We start from the raw sequence: 14,322 nt of genomic DNA on the forward strand, positions 1-14,322 counted from the left end.
CGCCAGTGGGTTAAAGCAGATTAACGGTGAAACACCTTCATTGAGAATCGTACCCACCCGGCAAAAAAGAGCAGGAAAAGGGTCAGGCTAACCCATTCTGCAATTTGCAGACGATCAAAAAGAATGCCGATGGAGGCACAAAACACGGCGGCAACAAACAGGATCACCAGCGTCCAGCGGCTGCTGTAGCCACACTTCATAATAATATGATGGATATGTCCCCGGTCCGGACGGAAGGGGCTGTTACCGCTCAGCAGTCGGCGCAGGGAGACGGCCGACATGTCAGCCAGGGGCAGCGCTATCAGCCACAGGGCGGTCACCGGTGCAATGACGGCATCCTCATTTTGCGTTGCCACCACCAGCAGCCAGATGACCGCAAAACCAATCACCGTGCTGCCCGCATCGCCCATAAAGACTTTACGCTTTTTGCCGCCAAACAGACCGAGATTGGCCATTAAATACGGCATCACGGCCAGTACCAGCGCCAGACACCAGTGCCACGCGCCAATATTACCATGCAGGTAGAACAGGATGCCGAGCGCACCGAACGTGACACATGACACTGCGCCGAGTAATCCATCAATGCCGTCAATCATGTTAAAAGCATTAATCGATGCCCAAATAGCAATAAGAGTGACCAGATATCCCGCTGCGCCCAGCGTCACGACATAACCCGGAATGATTTCGCCCAGCGAGGCCAGCCATAATCCTGACCTCATCATCAGCGCTGCCGCAATCGCCTGTGCGATGACGCGTGGCAGTACCGGCAGGTTAAACCGATCGTCGAGTACGCCAACAATCAACAACATTGAAATACAGAACCAGAAGACCTGCTGATGAGGTAGCCATTGCGGGTTAATATATTGCAGGGCGCTTATCGCCACCCACACAGAAATACCGCCGACCAGGGGAATATGCCCTTCATGCACTTTACGCGCATCGGGTTTGTCGACAAGCCCAAATACCGGTGCGGTAAACCTCGCAATGGTAAGTCCACCAACAGCACTGAGCAGGATCATCACAAAATCCATATTACTCTCCAGAATTTTCCATGCGCGAAGACAGACCGCCAGGGATATCACTGGCGGCAGTTTTTTGAATTATCTTATTCATAGCCCCGGCAGAGGATGCCGGGGAGAGTACCGGAATTACTTCTTATCGGTGTAGCTGTAGCCGTAGTGGTTATAGCCGTAGCCATAATAGCTACTGGCGCGTTTGATGACGCCGTTCAGAATAGCGCCCTTCACATTGACACCCGCCTGCTCAAGACGCTGCACGCAGACTGTCATCTCTTTCACGCTGTTCACTTCAAAACGCGCCACCACCAGACAGGTTCCGGCCGAGCGGCCGATTACCGCAGCATCGGTTACTGCCAGGATCGGTGGCGTATCGATAATGACCATATCGTAATTCTCGCTCGCCCAGTCCAGCAGCTGACGGAAACGATCGTGCATCAGCAGTTCAGCCGGGTTCGGTGGTACCTGACCACGCGTCAACACATCAAATCCGCCTTTGCTGAAGTTTTGGATGGCGGCGGTCGCAGTGGTTTTTCCCGACAGGACGGAAGAAAGCCCGTCAGTATTGCTAAATCCAAACAGATCGTGAGCATAGCCCCGACGCATGTCAGCATCGATATACAGCACTTTCTGCCCGGCCTGGGCAACGATAGCGGCCAGAGAACTACTGATAAACGTTTTACCGCTGTCCGGCGTTGCCCCGGAAATCATCAGTAAATTGTTAGTCGACTCCATCATTGCGAAGTGCAGACTGGTACGCAGACCGCGAATCGCTTCCACTGACAGATCGATAGGGTTATCCACCGCCAGGAACGGAATATTTTTGGTCTTATGCTGAGTTCGCGAGGAGAAAATATTTTTATTTCTCAGCCGCGTCTTCTGTGCCAGCCAGTCGGACAATGGCACTGTCGCATACACGTTAATACCCTGCTCTTCCAGCTGTTCAGGTGAATCAATACCTTTACGCAGCAGCATACGGGCCAGCACCAGACCGATGGAAACGAACAGGCCCATTAACAGCCCGAGCGCAACAATCAGCGCCTTTTTCGGCTTAATCGGCAATGGCTGAGTGACGGCCGGGTCGATAATGCGCACGTTACCAATGGCGCTGGACTGGGCAATGCTCAGTTCCTGCTGACGGTTTAACAACTGGAGGTATACCGCCCGGCCAGATTCAACATCACGGCTCAGACGCAGGATCTCCTGTTGGGTACCCGGCATAGAGGAAACGCGTTTATTCAGGCGCGTTTTTTCCTGCTCCAGGGTCTGACGTTTTTCCATCAGCGCCCGGTAAGTCGGGTGATCCTTTTTATATAACTGAGAGATTTCTGCTTCACGGAAGGTTAATTCGTTAAGCTGATTGTCAGCGTTAACAATCTGTTCCAGGACCGACTTGGCTTCCAGATTGAGATCGACAGAGTCGCTTTGCTTACGGTAGGCATTTAATTTATCTTCTGCCTGATCGAGGTCGCTTCGCACCTGCGGCAGCTGCCGTTGCAAAAACTCAAGGCTTTTTGAATCCTGAGCTGCCTGACGGGCGATGTTCTGCTGCAAATAGTTATCAGAAATGCTGTTCAGGATACGGGCGATCAGCTGCGGATCTTCGCCGGTAACGGTTAGCCCCAGCATACCGCTGTCTTTGGTTTTTTCGCTGACGGTAAATTGTTTGAGCAGCTCGTTAATCGCTTCCAGATCGGTTAGCTGACGCAGCGTAAAACGGGTGCCGGGTTCCGCATCAATATCAGCAATTTTGAGCGAGAAGCCGTTTTTATCAAGCAACTGTCCCGTTTGACCTGCTACCGTAAAATCATCACCTTCAACCTGAAAGTGCCCGTTCTCACCGACGGTCAGCGTAAATTCCTGCTGCGTCATTTCTTTCGGAACGGCAAGCCAGGTCAGGGCAATCTCGCCAGGCTTTTTACCTGTTAAACGCGCCCAGCCACGGCCAAAGACCGGAAAATAGTCCTGTTCAACGACATTACGCAGGCTCAGATCGTCAATCGTTTTGCCAAGGATCATGCGCGACTGAAGTAACTGAATTTCAGGTGCGGACTCCGGAGACGAATCCGGGATCATCTGGCTTAAACTACTGAGAATGGCATTACCCTGCTTTTGTTCCACCTGAATCAGCGCATCAGCCTGGTATACCGGCGTGGAAAACAACGCATAAATAACCGCGATAACGGTAAAAAACAGCGTAACGAAAAAGATGAGTTTTTTATGGTCGATCAGATCGCCCAGAAGACGTCCCAGATCCAACTCATTGTTCGCCGTTTCAGCAGGGGCAGTGGTGACTTTTGTCGACATAACGAATGTTTATCCCGTTTTATTTTCCGAGCCTGACAGCCCATTCTTTACTGGCCTGCTCAAGCAGCCCGTACACATGTTCAAAGGCCTCGTGGCTTTTGCGATAGGGGTCAGGAATTTCCTTTTTACCCGCCCATTGGCCAAACAGCATGGTTTTGCCTCTGACCTCAGGTGCGATAGCGGTGACCTGCTCAATATGAGCAGGTTCCATGACCAGAATCAGGTCGTAACTGCGCGCCATCGCGGGCGTCAGCTTGCGTGCTATATGCCCATCCAGCGAGACACCGTGCGCCGCAGCAACTTCTATGGCGGTGGTGTCGGCAGGTTGACCACTCAGGCCAAACGTACCTGCCGAATCCACTTTCATATCAGGCATCGTATGGCGCAGTAGCCGTTCTCCAGTAGGAGAACGGCAGATGTTGCCGGTACAAATCACCAGGATCGAGCTAAACATTAATTTGGCCATCTTTCGATATAACGCGCAGTTTCCGTCAGGTCATGAACACCCGTGATGGTCGGTACCAGCTGTGAAATAACGCGGTTCCAGCGCACCAATGGGGCGGTGGTTACATAGACAATATCGTACGGTTCAAGCTGAAACTCGGTGCCCAGTACCATCGCCGACGCATCCTGCGCGTTCAGCTGATAGATATTGGCAATTTTGCCGTTCTGCTTGCCTTTCAACGAGCGGATAACAAAGATACCCGTGGCGTCGGACATATCCTGCTTCATGCCTTCGGCATTGCCCAGTGCTTCAGCCAGCGTCATGCCGCTTCTGTCCATCCGCAGGGTGCTCTGTTTGCCCACTTCGCCCATAACAAAGACTTTCAGGTCATCGTTACGCGGGATAAACAGGATATCGCCAGGATAAAGGAGTTTGTTCTGCGTTAAGTCGCCGCGCTGCATCAGCGCCCACAGTGAAATTTTAGTATCCTGCCCGTTATGGGTCAGTACCACATTGCGCCAGTCTGCATCTGCAGTAAGCCCACCGGCGTTGTTGATAGCGTCCATCACCGTAAGCGGAATATTGGTAATCGGCTGCTGGCCCGATTTTGACACTTCACCGGTTACATAGGCTTTTTGCGAGCGGAAAGAGGCAATGCTGACGTCAACCTGGGGACTTTCAATGACCGAGTCCAGACGGGCGGTGATTTCATCGCGAACCTGCTCGAGCGTTTTACCCGCGACGCGCATTTTCCCCACGTAAGGATAGAAAATGGTGCCGTCTGCACTAACCCAGTTGCCGGTATCGCTCGCGCTGCGATACTGACCTGCCGGCGTCGTCAGTTCCGGATGATCCCATACGGTTACCATCAAAACATCACCCACGCCGATCCGATACTGGTAGCTCTTCAGCAGATCGTCGAGTTGAGGGTTCGCTTTTGATATTACGGATACCGGGCGAAGCTGATCAATTAACCCCGGGGTCATAGGGAAAACGTTGACCATACTATTTAAGTTATAATCGCTATCAGGAAGATCGATAACATCTTTTCCGCTGGTGCTCAGACCTTGCCCGGGGATAACGGTACAGCCAGCTAACGCCCCCACTGCCAGTGCCACGAGAGAAACCCTAAGAATACTTTTTTTCATTATATAAAATCATCTGTGGTTCAAATGGTTTAGTGTCAATCCGATTGCATTTTCCGCAATCTCATCAACGTGCGCTATCAATATTGTTTTTATCACGTCGCGATACCAGATAAAAACAGAATGTCGGCCCTAAAATGAACGTTGTTCGCAAAGATGACATTTTTTCATCTTTGCTGAACGTTTATTATTCAAATCGCTTAATAGCCAACAGGAACATCGCGATCCGTCGTCATGTTATAAAGCTGGTATTTACGTCCGAGCATCTGCCCACCATCGCGCGTCAACGGCGTCCAGCTTACCGAGGCACGGCTGCGGGTTGGGGTTACGGTCATCAGATCCAACGGCACAGAGACATAGAACCCTTTGCTGTAACCACCTTCGCCGTAATCCTCTTTTGAGACGTTAGTGACGGCGGCCCAGACGCCAACCGTGACGCCGCTGTCAAAGCGTTTAGAGATATCAAGCGTGCCGCCCTTATCTTTTGCCAGGTACTGCCCAAGGCTGAGTTTAAATAAGACATTATCAAAGACTGGCGGTGTCCAGTAACCGGTCAGGTGGCCGGTTGGCGCTTTGTAATCAATAAAGCGCATCATGTTATTCCAGTCGCGCTGCTTAACGTAGTTGCCATCAATACCCACCGCCCAGCTGCTGTCCAGCGGACGATAAAGCACTTCAGCACCGGCGCCGCCGTACATGGTTTCCAGATAACCGCCGTACACCTGACCGTAGAAACTATTGCCTAAATAGCGCACATAGTTACTTTGCAGGTTATTGACGTACACATCGTTTTCAACGTAATCGCGAATATGAGTACGGACCGGCGGCAGATGTGAATCACGTGGAGAATCCGTCGTATTAAATTTGTCGTAGTTATTATAGATATTGCCAAACACGCCGCCATCTACTAACCAGTGATCGGTCAGCCAGTAGTTGGCGCTGCCCATGATACCAATCTGGAACATGTAGAAATTTTCCGGGCCGCCAAGCGACTGGCTGAGGACCGGGGAAATCGAATAGCCAAAGCGATCCGGACGGATGCGGTATCCGCGACCCAGCGCGTCGGTGTCGACCGGATTAATGCGCTGCTGCTGCAATGTTTCCTCATGCCCCAGCGGATAACCTTCCAGCTGTTTACGCAGGCTGGCCACGTTCGTTTCGGTGGTGACCTGCGGCAGGTGCTGTGATTTTTGCGTTACGCTGAGGGTATCAACGCCTGCAGGCAGATTGTTCATCAAAATACGGTTAGCGCGATCGACACCTTCACGGGTATCACGGTAGCGATACTGCACGCCGGTCATATACAACGTATTGCCGCGCTGGATAATTTCCGGCTCATCGAATCCGGCATTATATTTCAGCTGGGTCAACGCACTGGCGGCAGAGGTGTATTGCAGCGAACTGGTTGGCGGCGCCGGCTGATACGCCGGTTTTGGATTATCCCGCTGGGACGGTTTCAGATCGTTAAAGTTAGTGCGCAGGGTAAAGCCGAACATCAGGGTGTTACCCCTTTCGTAGCTGAGATTCACATCAGCCCAGTCGGCCGCCCGGTATATCGCGCCCACGTTGAAGTGGCTACGCTGGTCAATCCGCCCGGCAAAGTCATCCTGATAATCGTTGCCGTCATATTCCAGCTTCAGGCGCAGCGGCGTCCACGGTGTCTGATATTCTACGCCGCCAAAAAGCGCGGCCGGACCGCGAAAGGCATCGCTAAAGCTGAGTTCACCTGCGTCATGAGATTCAGCACGCGTGCAGTATTTATCGCTGGCGCGGCAGAACGGGTTGGTAATGTTGCCGCTGTTGCCGTTATAACCCCAGCCCATCCCCAGGGAGAAGTCGAACGGGCCGAACATTTTACTGGCAACCAGATATTCACCGTCGAACAACCCGGTACCGGCAATATCACGCTTACCAATAGCCAGTTCAGGCAGCCAGTAATCCTCTTCAAGAAGTCGCACTTTAAAATCGAAAGACTTATCTTTATAGGTCTGATCGCCGCTGAAATCTTCATTTGAGCTGTATTTGCGGGTACGCACATCAGTGTAGCGAATAGTGCCTTCAAGCCACGGAAAGAGCGCAATGGATGTGGAGTAAAAACGGTATTGATCGTTATCGCGGTAGTTAACGCTAAACTCGCCTTCTTTAGCTATGCGGGCACTCGGGGTTTGCATCAGCCCGGTGCCGCCAAAATCGGACTGCGAAGGGCCAATCGGGTCCGGGTAAGTCAACACATCAGCATGACAGGCGCTGGAAACGGCAAGAGCCAGCAGGCTGAGGAGATATTTTTTATTCATCAGTCAGGTATCCGGTGGGTCAAAACAGAGACAATTTGCTGATTTATGTTTTTGAATTCTCCGGGAACTGCCCATGAGGAAAATCCTACCCAGATAATGCTACCTGGCTCCGGTTCAACGTGGCGATGATTCCAGTAGGCGACGGGAGCCTGCTGAACGGTACCGTCAGGATGGATAACCACGGCGATATTACGATCGGCTCCGGTCAGGCGCTCGCGCCCGGCCAGATAGTCACGCACGCTGCGACCCGCCTGCCAGCTTATTTTCCCGCTGCCTTCAATTGCGCCTAATAACGTTATGCTAACAGGCCGTGCGGGAAGCCAGAGCGAGTACCGCCCTTCCAGACGCGGATTGTTGCCCTCGCGAGTGCGAACCAGATCCGGATCGAGCGGGATGAATTGCCGCCCGGTCACGTTAATCGCCTGCAGCTGCTGAATGACGGTGCGGATGCTGGCGGCCTGATCCACGCTTTCCACGGCGGCCCAGGCGTTAAGTTGCTGTAGCGTTTGCTGATAGTGTTGCTGAGCAACCGCGGTGGCCTGCGGTTCGGCAATCACTGCCCCCTGCCACCAGATATTTGCGGGCAGATTAGCAACCGTCACGACCTGCGCCAGGTTTTGAGCATGATCGATGGTTAATGTTTTGCCAGACGTTAATGCATGTACGGTCACCTGGCTGTCGGCCAGGACAGGGCAACTGAGCGCCAGGATCGCAGCGCTGGTCAGTAATTTTTTTATTTTCATAGCGTCGCGGGTTTCAGGATAGTGAAATCAATGGGAACAACGCCCGCCCCTAACATCTGGCGGCTCTGACGAACTTGTCCGCTCACTGCATCCACCCAGAAGGTGTTTTGCCAGTCGCGAGAAGGGGAATCCGTGTGGGCAGTTTCATGCCAGATCAGACAACGTACCCGTTTACCGGCAATGGTCAGGACCTCTTCGCCGCCAGAGGTAAAGCGAGAAACTACGGCGGCCGATCGGTAACGTCGATCTTCAGTCCAGCCGATGGTCCGGGTCCAGGTCGCGCCATTTTTAAGCTGTCGGGCTTTCAGGAGGGGGTCTTGCGACTGATTACTCACATCAAGCAGGTTATCAGTTAAATTAACCGTCTTGATCAAACGTCCGCTTTGCGTCACCAGCATTGCTCTGTCCTGCGTCAGCCATTTGCGCTGGCCGTTTTCCAGATAGCCCAGGACAACAAAAATGCGCTGGCCATCGTTAATGCGCAAATACATGGTGTTATAGGGCAGAGACTCAATTTTTTGGCTGGAGACGGTAACATCCTTCACGCCGAAGAAGGTCGAATCCAGCGTATCAACAATGCTTTGCTGGCTATGCGTGCAGCCCTGCATTAGCAGGCAGGCCAGAAGGAAGAGGAGTATGCGCACCAGAGGGTCCCTTTCACAATGTGTTAATACAAAAAGTAACCTATGAGAGGCGGTTACTTGCACGCACCGGTCCGCCGAAAGACCACAAAAGCGGGTATTCAGCGCTGTGCATAATGAGCAATGAAAATAGTTTATATAGGAATTATTCATTTTTTAAGATGCCCGGCAAAGGATTTCTGCCGGGCATCTTATATACCATCCCACACTGTTAATTAACTGTACAGAAGTTCAGTTAATTCTCAATATTAGCGCGTTGTGGTGGTGGTAGTCAGGTTAACGCCAGAGCCGGAGCTGTCGTCGTCGCTTGCAGCAACAGCAACTAAAGCTACCAGACCTGCTACTGCGGTGGCAGTAACGATAGTGGTTGTGCCGATAGCGCCTGCAGCAGCGCCGCCGGACGTTGTTTCTGTCCCGGTAGCTGGAGCAGCAAACGTAGCCGGGCTAACCCCAGCCAGCGCCAACGCAGCGAGAACCGCACACATTGTCTTTTTCATTCACTTTCCTCTTCATTCAACGAATGTAAAATTGATAGCCTGAAAACCAGGCAATATTAGCATACCATATGCTTCAGTATTTCGACTGAATAACAGGCAGGCTACCGCCGTGGCTTAAAGCTACCACCCTGCACTAACTTCCTTTTCTGCCGGGATCGGAAATTACAAACCCGGCAATTCACTACTTATAAACATAAAAGACATCCGTGAATGCCATAACACGTTGAATTTAAATCAGTTAACATGCGTCCACATAAAATGAGAGCTTAACCATGAATATTAAGCTCATCCTTAATACGTAAGCGTAGTGAGTCAGAGAGCGTAAGCATCTTTATTAACTAATAACTGATTTTTTATTCAACGAATTGGTAGGATAAGTCTTAGTGAAACAAAAAACAACAATCAGTAACCATGTTTTGACAAATCTAACAAATCAGGTGGTTATGACATACACCAGCAAGGCTATGATATCGCTTAATTATGAAGCAAATGATTGTAAAACCTACTAAATTTTGCAGGTCCATAGCGATAAAAAATGTTTCGTTGTGTGCTCTGCAATGGTAAAGGCTAAGGTCAGAAAGGTCTTATCGCCGGTAGAACAATTATATTATTTTGCAAGCTTATCGATATTATTTCGTTAATATGAAAATTTTAGAAAATAGCGGAATAAATTTTACGAGAATTATGACATCAGGGTAATCGGCCATTCAGACCAGGCTGAAATGCGGACAAGATGCAGAGTATTCAGGCACAGAAGTAGTGTCTCTGGTATCTTATAGCTGAACAGAATCAGAGGCGTAGTAGCGCGCCAGGCGCGGCCCGGGATCATGATATGGAGAAACAATGAAAAAACTTAAAAGAGTAGTAGTGGGCGCTGTTCTCGGCGTAGCAGCGTGTGTGAGCGCCGCACCGCTGGCGGCAGTTGCCGCTCAAGGTACGCAATCTTATGAGTTAAAAGAGTTTTTTGCTGACTTTACCCATTTTAAAACGGGCGATACGGTGCCTGAAATGTACCGCACTGAAGAATACAATATCAAACAATGGCAGCAGCGAAACTTACCTGCTCCGGATGCCGGTAGCCACTGGACGTATATGGGTGGCAACTATGTGCTCATTACTGATGCAGAGGGGAAAATCCTCAAAGTCTATGACGGCGAGATTTTCTATCACCGTTAGGACCAGATAGCTGCCCGTGAGGGCAGCCATTAGCATCACACTGCGCGAAAGGCGATCTCGGTTGGGATCACTTCACCTTGCCAGTAAATCTGGGCAGCCACACGCCCTGCCAGAGTGCGATAGAGTGCGGTGAACTCGCTGTCAGGGCGATGAATCACTGTCGGCGTACCGCGGTCAAGATCCTCGCGCAGACTAATATGTAGCGGCATCTGCCCCAGCAGTTGAGTATGATACTGCTCAGCCAGTTTCCCGGCGCCGCCAGTACCAAAAATAGGTTCATGGTGACCGCAGTTACTGCACACATGCATACTCATATTTTCGACGATACCCAGTACCGGCACCTCGACTTTCTCAAACATCACAATGCCTTTTTTAGCATCAATGAGCGCGATATCCTGCGGAGTGGTAACTACCAGCGCGCCGGTGACCGGTATATTTTGCGCCAGCGTTAATTGAATATCACCGGTGCCCGGTGGCATATCCAGTACCAGATAATCCAGATCCGGCCACAGCGTCTCCTGAAGCATTTGCATCAGCGCTTTGCTGGCCATTGGCCCACGCCAGACCATGGCATTATCATCGGTCACCAGATAACCAATTGAGTTCGTCGCAAGCCCGTGCGCCATAATCGGCGTCATATGCGTGCCATCAGGCGACGTCGGACGTTGATGTTCAGTTCCGAGCATCGTCGGTATCGAGGGGCCGTAAATATCCGCATCCAGCAGGCCGACTTTGGCCCCTTCGGCGGCCAGCGCCAGCGCCAGGTTTACCGCTGTTGATGATTTACCCACCCCGCCCTTACCCGAACTGACGGCGATGATATTTTTTACGCCATTGATCCCCGGCTGGTTTTTAACCCGCTTTAAGGTAGCGACGGTTTGGGACAGCTTCCAGTCAATCGCTTTCGCGCCGGTAATGCGCAGCAGTTCTGCACTGGTCTGCTCTTTTAGATCCTCGAAAGCGCTGGTCCAGACAAACGGCATTAACAGTTCGATGTGAATGGTATCGTCCAGCCACGCAACATGGTGCAGCGCTTTTAGCGTCGTCAGATTGTGCTTTAGCGTCGGATGCTGAAAGTTCGCCAGTGTCCCGGCAACCATTGCACGCAAACGTTCCGGGGATTTGGCCTGGGATTGTGAGTTCATCCCGACTCCTCTGTTGTTGTTCTGAAAAAAGACATTGTAACTATTCAGTTTACCTCAGAGGTAACAATTATTCATTTGTGGATAAATGCCCTTATCTCTTGGCGCGGTAAATACCATTTTGGTACTATCAAAGCCCTTTTCATTATTAAAGAAGTAATACCTACTATGACTCAAGTCGCGAAGAAAATTCTGGTAACGTGCGCACTGCCGTACGCCAACGGCTCAATCCACCTCGGCCACATGCTGGAGCATATCCAGGCTGATGTCTGGGTCCGTTACCAGCGAATGCGCGGCCATCAGGTTAATTTCATCTGCGCTGACGATGCGCACGGTACGCCAATCATGCTGAAAGCACAGCAATTAGGTATTACCCCTGAGCAGATGATTGCTGAAATGAGTCAGGAGCATCAGACCGATTTCGCCGGCTTTGATATCAGCTACGATAACTATCACTCCACGCACAGCGATGAGAACCGCGAGCTGTCGGCGCTAATTTATTCGCGGCTGAAAGAGAACGGCTTCATTAAGAACCGTACCATCTCTCAGCTTTACGATCCGGAAAAAGGCATGTTCCTGCCCGATCGTTTTGTGAAAGGCACCTGTCCGAAATGCAAATCAGCGGATCAGTACGGCGACAACTGCGAAGTATGCGGCGCAACCTACAGTCCAACCGAACTTATCGAGCCAAAATCGGTGGTCTCTGGCGCAACCCCTGTGATGCGTGATTCCGAACACTTCTTTTTTGATTTACCGTCGTTCAGCGAAATGCTCCAGGCGTGGACCCGCAGCGGTGCGCTGCAAGAGCAAGTAGCGAATAAAATGCAGGAGTGGTTTGAATCTGGCCTGCAACAGTGGGATATCTCCCGCGACGCGCCGTATTTCGGTTTTGAAATCCCCAACGCGCCGGGCAAGTATTTCTACGTCTGGCTGGATGCGCCAATCGGCTACATGGGTTCATTTAAGAATCTGTGCGACAAGCGTGGCGACACCGTAAGTTTTGACGAGTACTGGAAGAAAGATTCTACCGCCGAGCTGTATCACTTCATCGGTAAAGATATCGTTTACTTCCATAGCCTGTTCTGGCCTGCAATGCTGGAAGGCAGCAATTTCCGCAAGCCAACTAACCTGTTTGTTCATGGCTATGTGACGGTGAACGGTGCGAAGATGTCAAAATCGCGCGGCACCTTTATTAAAGCCAGCACCTGGCTTAACCATTTTGACGCGGACAGCCTGCGCTACTACTACACCGCGAAACTGTCTTCCCGCATTGATGATATCGATCTGAATCTGGAAGACTTCGTACAGCGCGTTAATGCCGATATCGTCAACAAAGTCGTCAACCTTGCCTCGCGTAACGCGGGCTTTATTAATAAGCGTTTTGACGGCGTACTGGCTGAAGAGCTGGCCGATCCGGCGTTATATAAAACCTTTACCGACGCCGCCGGCATGATTGGCGAAGCGTGGGAAAGTCGCGAATTCGGCAAGGCGGTGCGTGAAATCATGGCGCTGGCCGATGTGGCTAACCGCTATGTTGACGAGCAGGCCCCGTGGGTTGTTGCCAAGCAGGAAGGTCGGGATGCCGATCTGCAGGCAATTTGCTCCATGGGGATCAACTTGTTCCGCGTCCTGATGACTTATCTCAAGCCGGTTATGCCGACGCTGAGCGATCGTACTGAGGCTTTCCTGAACACCGAGCTACGCTGGGACGCTATCCATCAGCCGCTGCTCGGCCATAAGGTAAATACCTTTAAAGCTCTCTACAACCGTATTGATATGAAGCAGGTTGAAGCGCTGGTTGAGGCATCCAAAGAAGAGATAAAGGCCATGGCCGCTCCGGTTAGCGGTCCGCTGGCGGACGCTCCCGTTCAGGAAACCATTACCTTTGACGAATTTGCTAAAGTCGATCTGCGCGTGGCGCTAATTGAAAACGCGGAATTTGTTGAAGGTTCAGACAAGCTGCTGCGTCTGACGTTGGATCTCGGCGGTGAGAAGCGTAACGTCTTTTCCGGCATCCGTTCTGCCTATCCTGATCCACAGATCCTGATTGGTCGCCATACGGTTATGGTAGCCAATCTGGCACCGCGTAAAATGCGCTTTGGTATTTCGGAAGGAATGGTAATGGCTGCCGGTCCCGGCGGTAAAGATATTTTCCTGTTAAGCCCGGATGCCGGCGCGCAGCCTGGCCATCAGGTTAAATAAGTCCTCTGACACGCGCCGCTTTTGCGGCGCTTTTTTTATCTTTATCCCTGACCAAAATCTCACTTTCGGACTGCGCAATATTTTCAAAACGCACTATCTTTAACTACACTGATACGCGTTTACATACATTACGCCACTTCAGGCGGTTATTTATCATCATTATTTATAAAATGGAGTTTTACATGAAAGTGTTGAACAAATTATTGTCAGTCGGTGTTGCTTCAGTACTGGTGTTCTCTCTGGCAGGCTGTGGCGACAAAGAAGAAACAAAAACGTTTAATGCCAATATTAACGGTGCTGACATTAAAATCACCTACACCTATGAAGGTGATAAGGTCCTGAAACAGACTTCAGAGAATAAAATCAACTATTCAACCATTGGTGCGAAAAACAAAGAAGAAGCTGAAAAAATTCTTGAGCCGCTTAGTGCAAAATATAAAGACATTAAGGGCGTAGATGAGAAAATTACTTACAATGATACCTGGGCAGAAGAATCTGTCACGGTTGATATGGAAAAAGTGGATTTTAAAGCCCTGCAAAACGTTTCTGGTTCAATGGTAACCGGCGACACCAGCAAAGGTGTTAGCATGAAACAAACTGAAACCATGCTGGAATCTGCCGGTTTCAAAGAAGTTAAATAACCAACGGACAGTAACGTATCATCCAATTGAGGCGCGGCTACGGCAGCGCCTTTTCTTTGTAAAATTCCTAATT

12 protein-coding genes are annotated in these 14,322 nt (G+C 50.8%); 3 read left to right on the forward strand and 9 right to left on the reverse strand.

Going from position 1 to position 14,322, the window contains the following annotated elements:
* Positions 1–20: 20 nt before the first annotated feature.
* The 8 genes from wecA to AC791_RS14970 form a co-directional block, all read right to left on the reverse strand.
* The gene (gene wecA / locus AC791_RS14935; protein ID WP_049841198.1) at positions 21–1,031 is read right to left on the reverse strand and encodes a UDP-N-acetylglucosamine--undecaprenyl-phosphate N-acetylglucosaminephosphotransferase; all 1,011 of its coding nucleotides are present in this window, start codon (positions 1,029–1,031) and stop codon (positions 21–23) included.
* A gap of 117 nt (positions 1,032–1,148) precedes the next feature.
* Positions 1,149–3,323: a tyrosine-protein kinase gene (gene etk, locus AC791_RS14940; RefSeq protein ID WP_049841199.1), complete on the reverse strand. Its 2,175-nt coding sequence runs from the start codon at positions 3,321–3,323 to the stop codon at positions 1,149–1,151.
* A 19-nt stretch (positions 3,324–3,342) separates the two neighbouring features.
* Positions 3,343–3,789: a protein-tyrosine-phosphatase gene (locus tag AC791_RS14945; RefSeq protein WP_049841200.1), complete on the reverse strand. Its 447-nt coding sequence runs from the start codon at positions 3,787–3,789 to the stop codon at positions 3,343–3,345.
* Entirely contained in the window at positions 3,777–4,916 is a 1,140-nt protein-coding gene (locus AC791_RS14950) for a polysaccharide export protein (RefSeq protein WP_049841201.1), read from the reverse strand. Before AC791_RS14950 ends, AC791_RS14945 begins: the two co-directional genes overlap by 13 nt.
* Before the next feature lie 197 nt (positions 4,917–5,113).
* Positions 5,114–7,207 carry a YjbH domain-containing protein gene (locus AC791_RS14955; RefSeq protein ID WP_077264645.1) on the reverse strand — a complete coding sequence of 698 codons (2,094 nt, stop codon included), beginning with the start codon at positions 7,205–7,207 and terminating at the stop codon, positions 5,114–5,116.
* Positions 7,207–7,950 carry a capsule biosynthesis GfcC D2 domain-containing protein gene (locus AC791_RS14960; RefSeq protein ID WP_049841203.1) on the reverse strand — a complete coding sequence of 248 codons (744 nt, stop codon included), beginning with the start codon at positions 7,948–7,950 and terminating at the stop codon, positions 7,207–7,209. The genes AC791_RS14955 and AC791_RS14960 overlap by 1 nt, the downstream gene beginning before the upstream one ends.
* Positions 7,947–8,594 (reverse strand): YjbF family lipoprotein, encoded by a 648-nt coding sequence (locus AC791_RS14965; protein WP_049841204.1) that lies wholly within the window; start codon positions 8,592–8,594, stop codon positions 7,947–7,949. Before AC791_RS14965 ends, AC791_RS14960 begins: the two co-directional genes overlap by 4 nt.
* 245 nt (positions 8,595–8,839) lie before the next feature.
* Positions 8,840–9,088 carry a hypothetical protein gene (locus AC791_RS14970; protein WP_049841205.1) on the reverse strand — a complete coding sequence of 83 codons (249 nt, stop codon included), beginning with the start codon at positions 9,086–9,088 and terminating at the stop codon, positions 8,840–8,842.
* Positions 9,089–9,931: 843 nt separating this feature from the next.
* On the opposite strand from AC791_RS14970, the gene AC791_RS14975 reads away from it, so the two are divergent.
* Positions 9,932–10,264: an RcnB family protein gene (locus tag AC791_RS14975; protein WP_049841206.1), complete on the forward strand. Its 333-nt coding sequence runs from the start codon at positions 9,932–9,934 to the stop codon at positions 10,262–10,264.
* Between the two features lie 35 nt (positions 10,265–10,299).
* Here AC791_RS14975 and apbC read toward each other — a convergent pair whose 3' ends face one another.
* A complete protein-coding gene (gene apbC, locus AC791_RS14980; RefSeq protein WP_049841207.1) occupies positions 10,300–11,409 on the reverse strand; it encodes an iron-sulfur cluster carrier protein ApbC in 1,110 nt (369 codons plus the stop codon).
* 165 nt (positions 11,410–11,574) lie between these two features.
* Between apbC and metG the strand changes: the two genes are divergently transcribed.
* Positions 11,575–13,608 carry a methionine--tRNA ligase gene (metG, locus tag AC791_RS14985; RefSeq protein ID WP_049841208.1) on the forward strand — a complete coding sequence of 678 codons (2,034 nt, stop codon included), beginning with the start codon at positions 11,575–11,577 and terminating at the stop codon, positions 13,606–13,608.
* A 182-nt stretch (positions 13,609–13,790) separates the two neighbouring features.
* Positions 13,791–14,249, forward strand: coding sequence for a YehR family lipoprotein (locus tag AC791_RS14990; RefSeq protein ID WP_049841209.1), 459 nt, complete (start codon positions 13,791–13,793; stop codon positions 14,247–14,249).
* The last annotated feature ends 73 nt before the right edge of the window (positions 14,250–14,322 follow it).

This window comes from Klebsiella sp. RIT-PI-d, assembly GCF_001187865.1.
In the GTDB taxonomy this organism is placed as follows: Bacteria; Pseudomonadota; Gammaproteobacteria; order Enterobacterales; family Enterobacteriaceae; genus Superficieibacter.

Bases quoted from the DNA above. Each gene is read 5' to 3' on its own strand.
- wecA (WP_049841198.1), bottom strand. From the start codon at position 1,031: ATGGATTTTGTGATGATCCTGCTCAGTGCTGTTGGTGGACTTACCATT.
- etk (WP_049841199.1), bottom strand. From the start codon at position 3,323: ATGTCGACAAAAGTCACCACTGCCCCTGCTGAAACGGCGAACAATGAG.
- AC791_RS14945 (WP_049841200.1), bottom strand. From the start codon at position 3,789: ATGGCCAAATTAATGTTTAGCTCGATCCTGGTGATTTGTACCGGCAAC.
- AC791_RS14950 (WP_049841201.1), bottom strand. From the start codon at position 4,916: ATGAAAAAAAGTATTCTTAGGGTTTCTCTCGTGGCACTGGCAGTGGGG.
- AC791_RS14955 (WP_077264645.1), bottom strand. From the start codon at position 7,207: ATGAATAAAAAATATCTCCTCAGCCTGCTGGCTCTTGCCGTTTCCAGC.
- AC791_RS14960 (WP_049841203.1), bottom strand. From the start codon at position 7,950: ATGAAAATAAAAAAATTACTGACCAGCGCTGCGATCCTGGCGCTCAGT.
- AC791_RS14970 (WP_049841205.1), bottom strand. From the start codon at position 9,088: ATGAAAAAGACAATGTGTGCGGTTCTCGCTGCGTTGGCGCTGGCTGGG.
- AC791_RS14975 (WP_049841206.1), top strand. From the start codon at position 9,932: ATGAAAAAACTTAAAAGAGTAGTAGTGGGCGCTGTTCTCGGCGTAGCA.
- apbC (WP_049841207.1), bottom strand. From the start codon at position 11,409: ATGAACTCACAATCCCAGGCCAAATCCCCGGAACGTTTGCGTGCAATG.
- metG (WP_049841208.1), top strand. From the start codon at position 11,575: ATGACTCAAGTCGCGAAGAAAATTCTGGTAACGTGCGCACTGCCGTAC.
- AC791_RS14990 (WP_049841209.1), top strand. From the start codon at position 13,791: ATGAAAGTGTTGAACAAATTATTGTCAGTCGGTGTTGCTTCAGTACTG.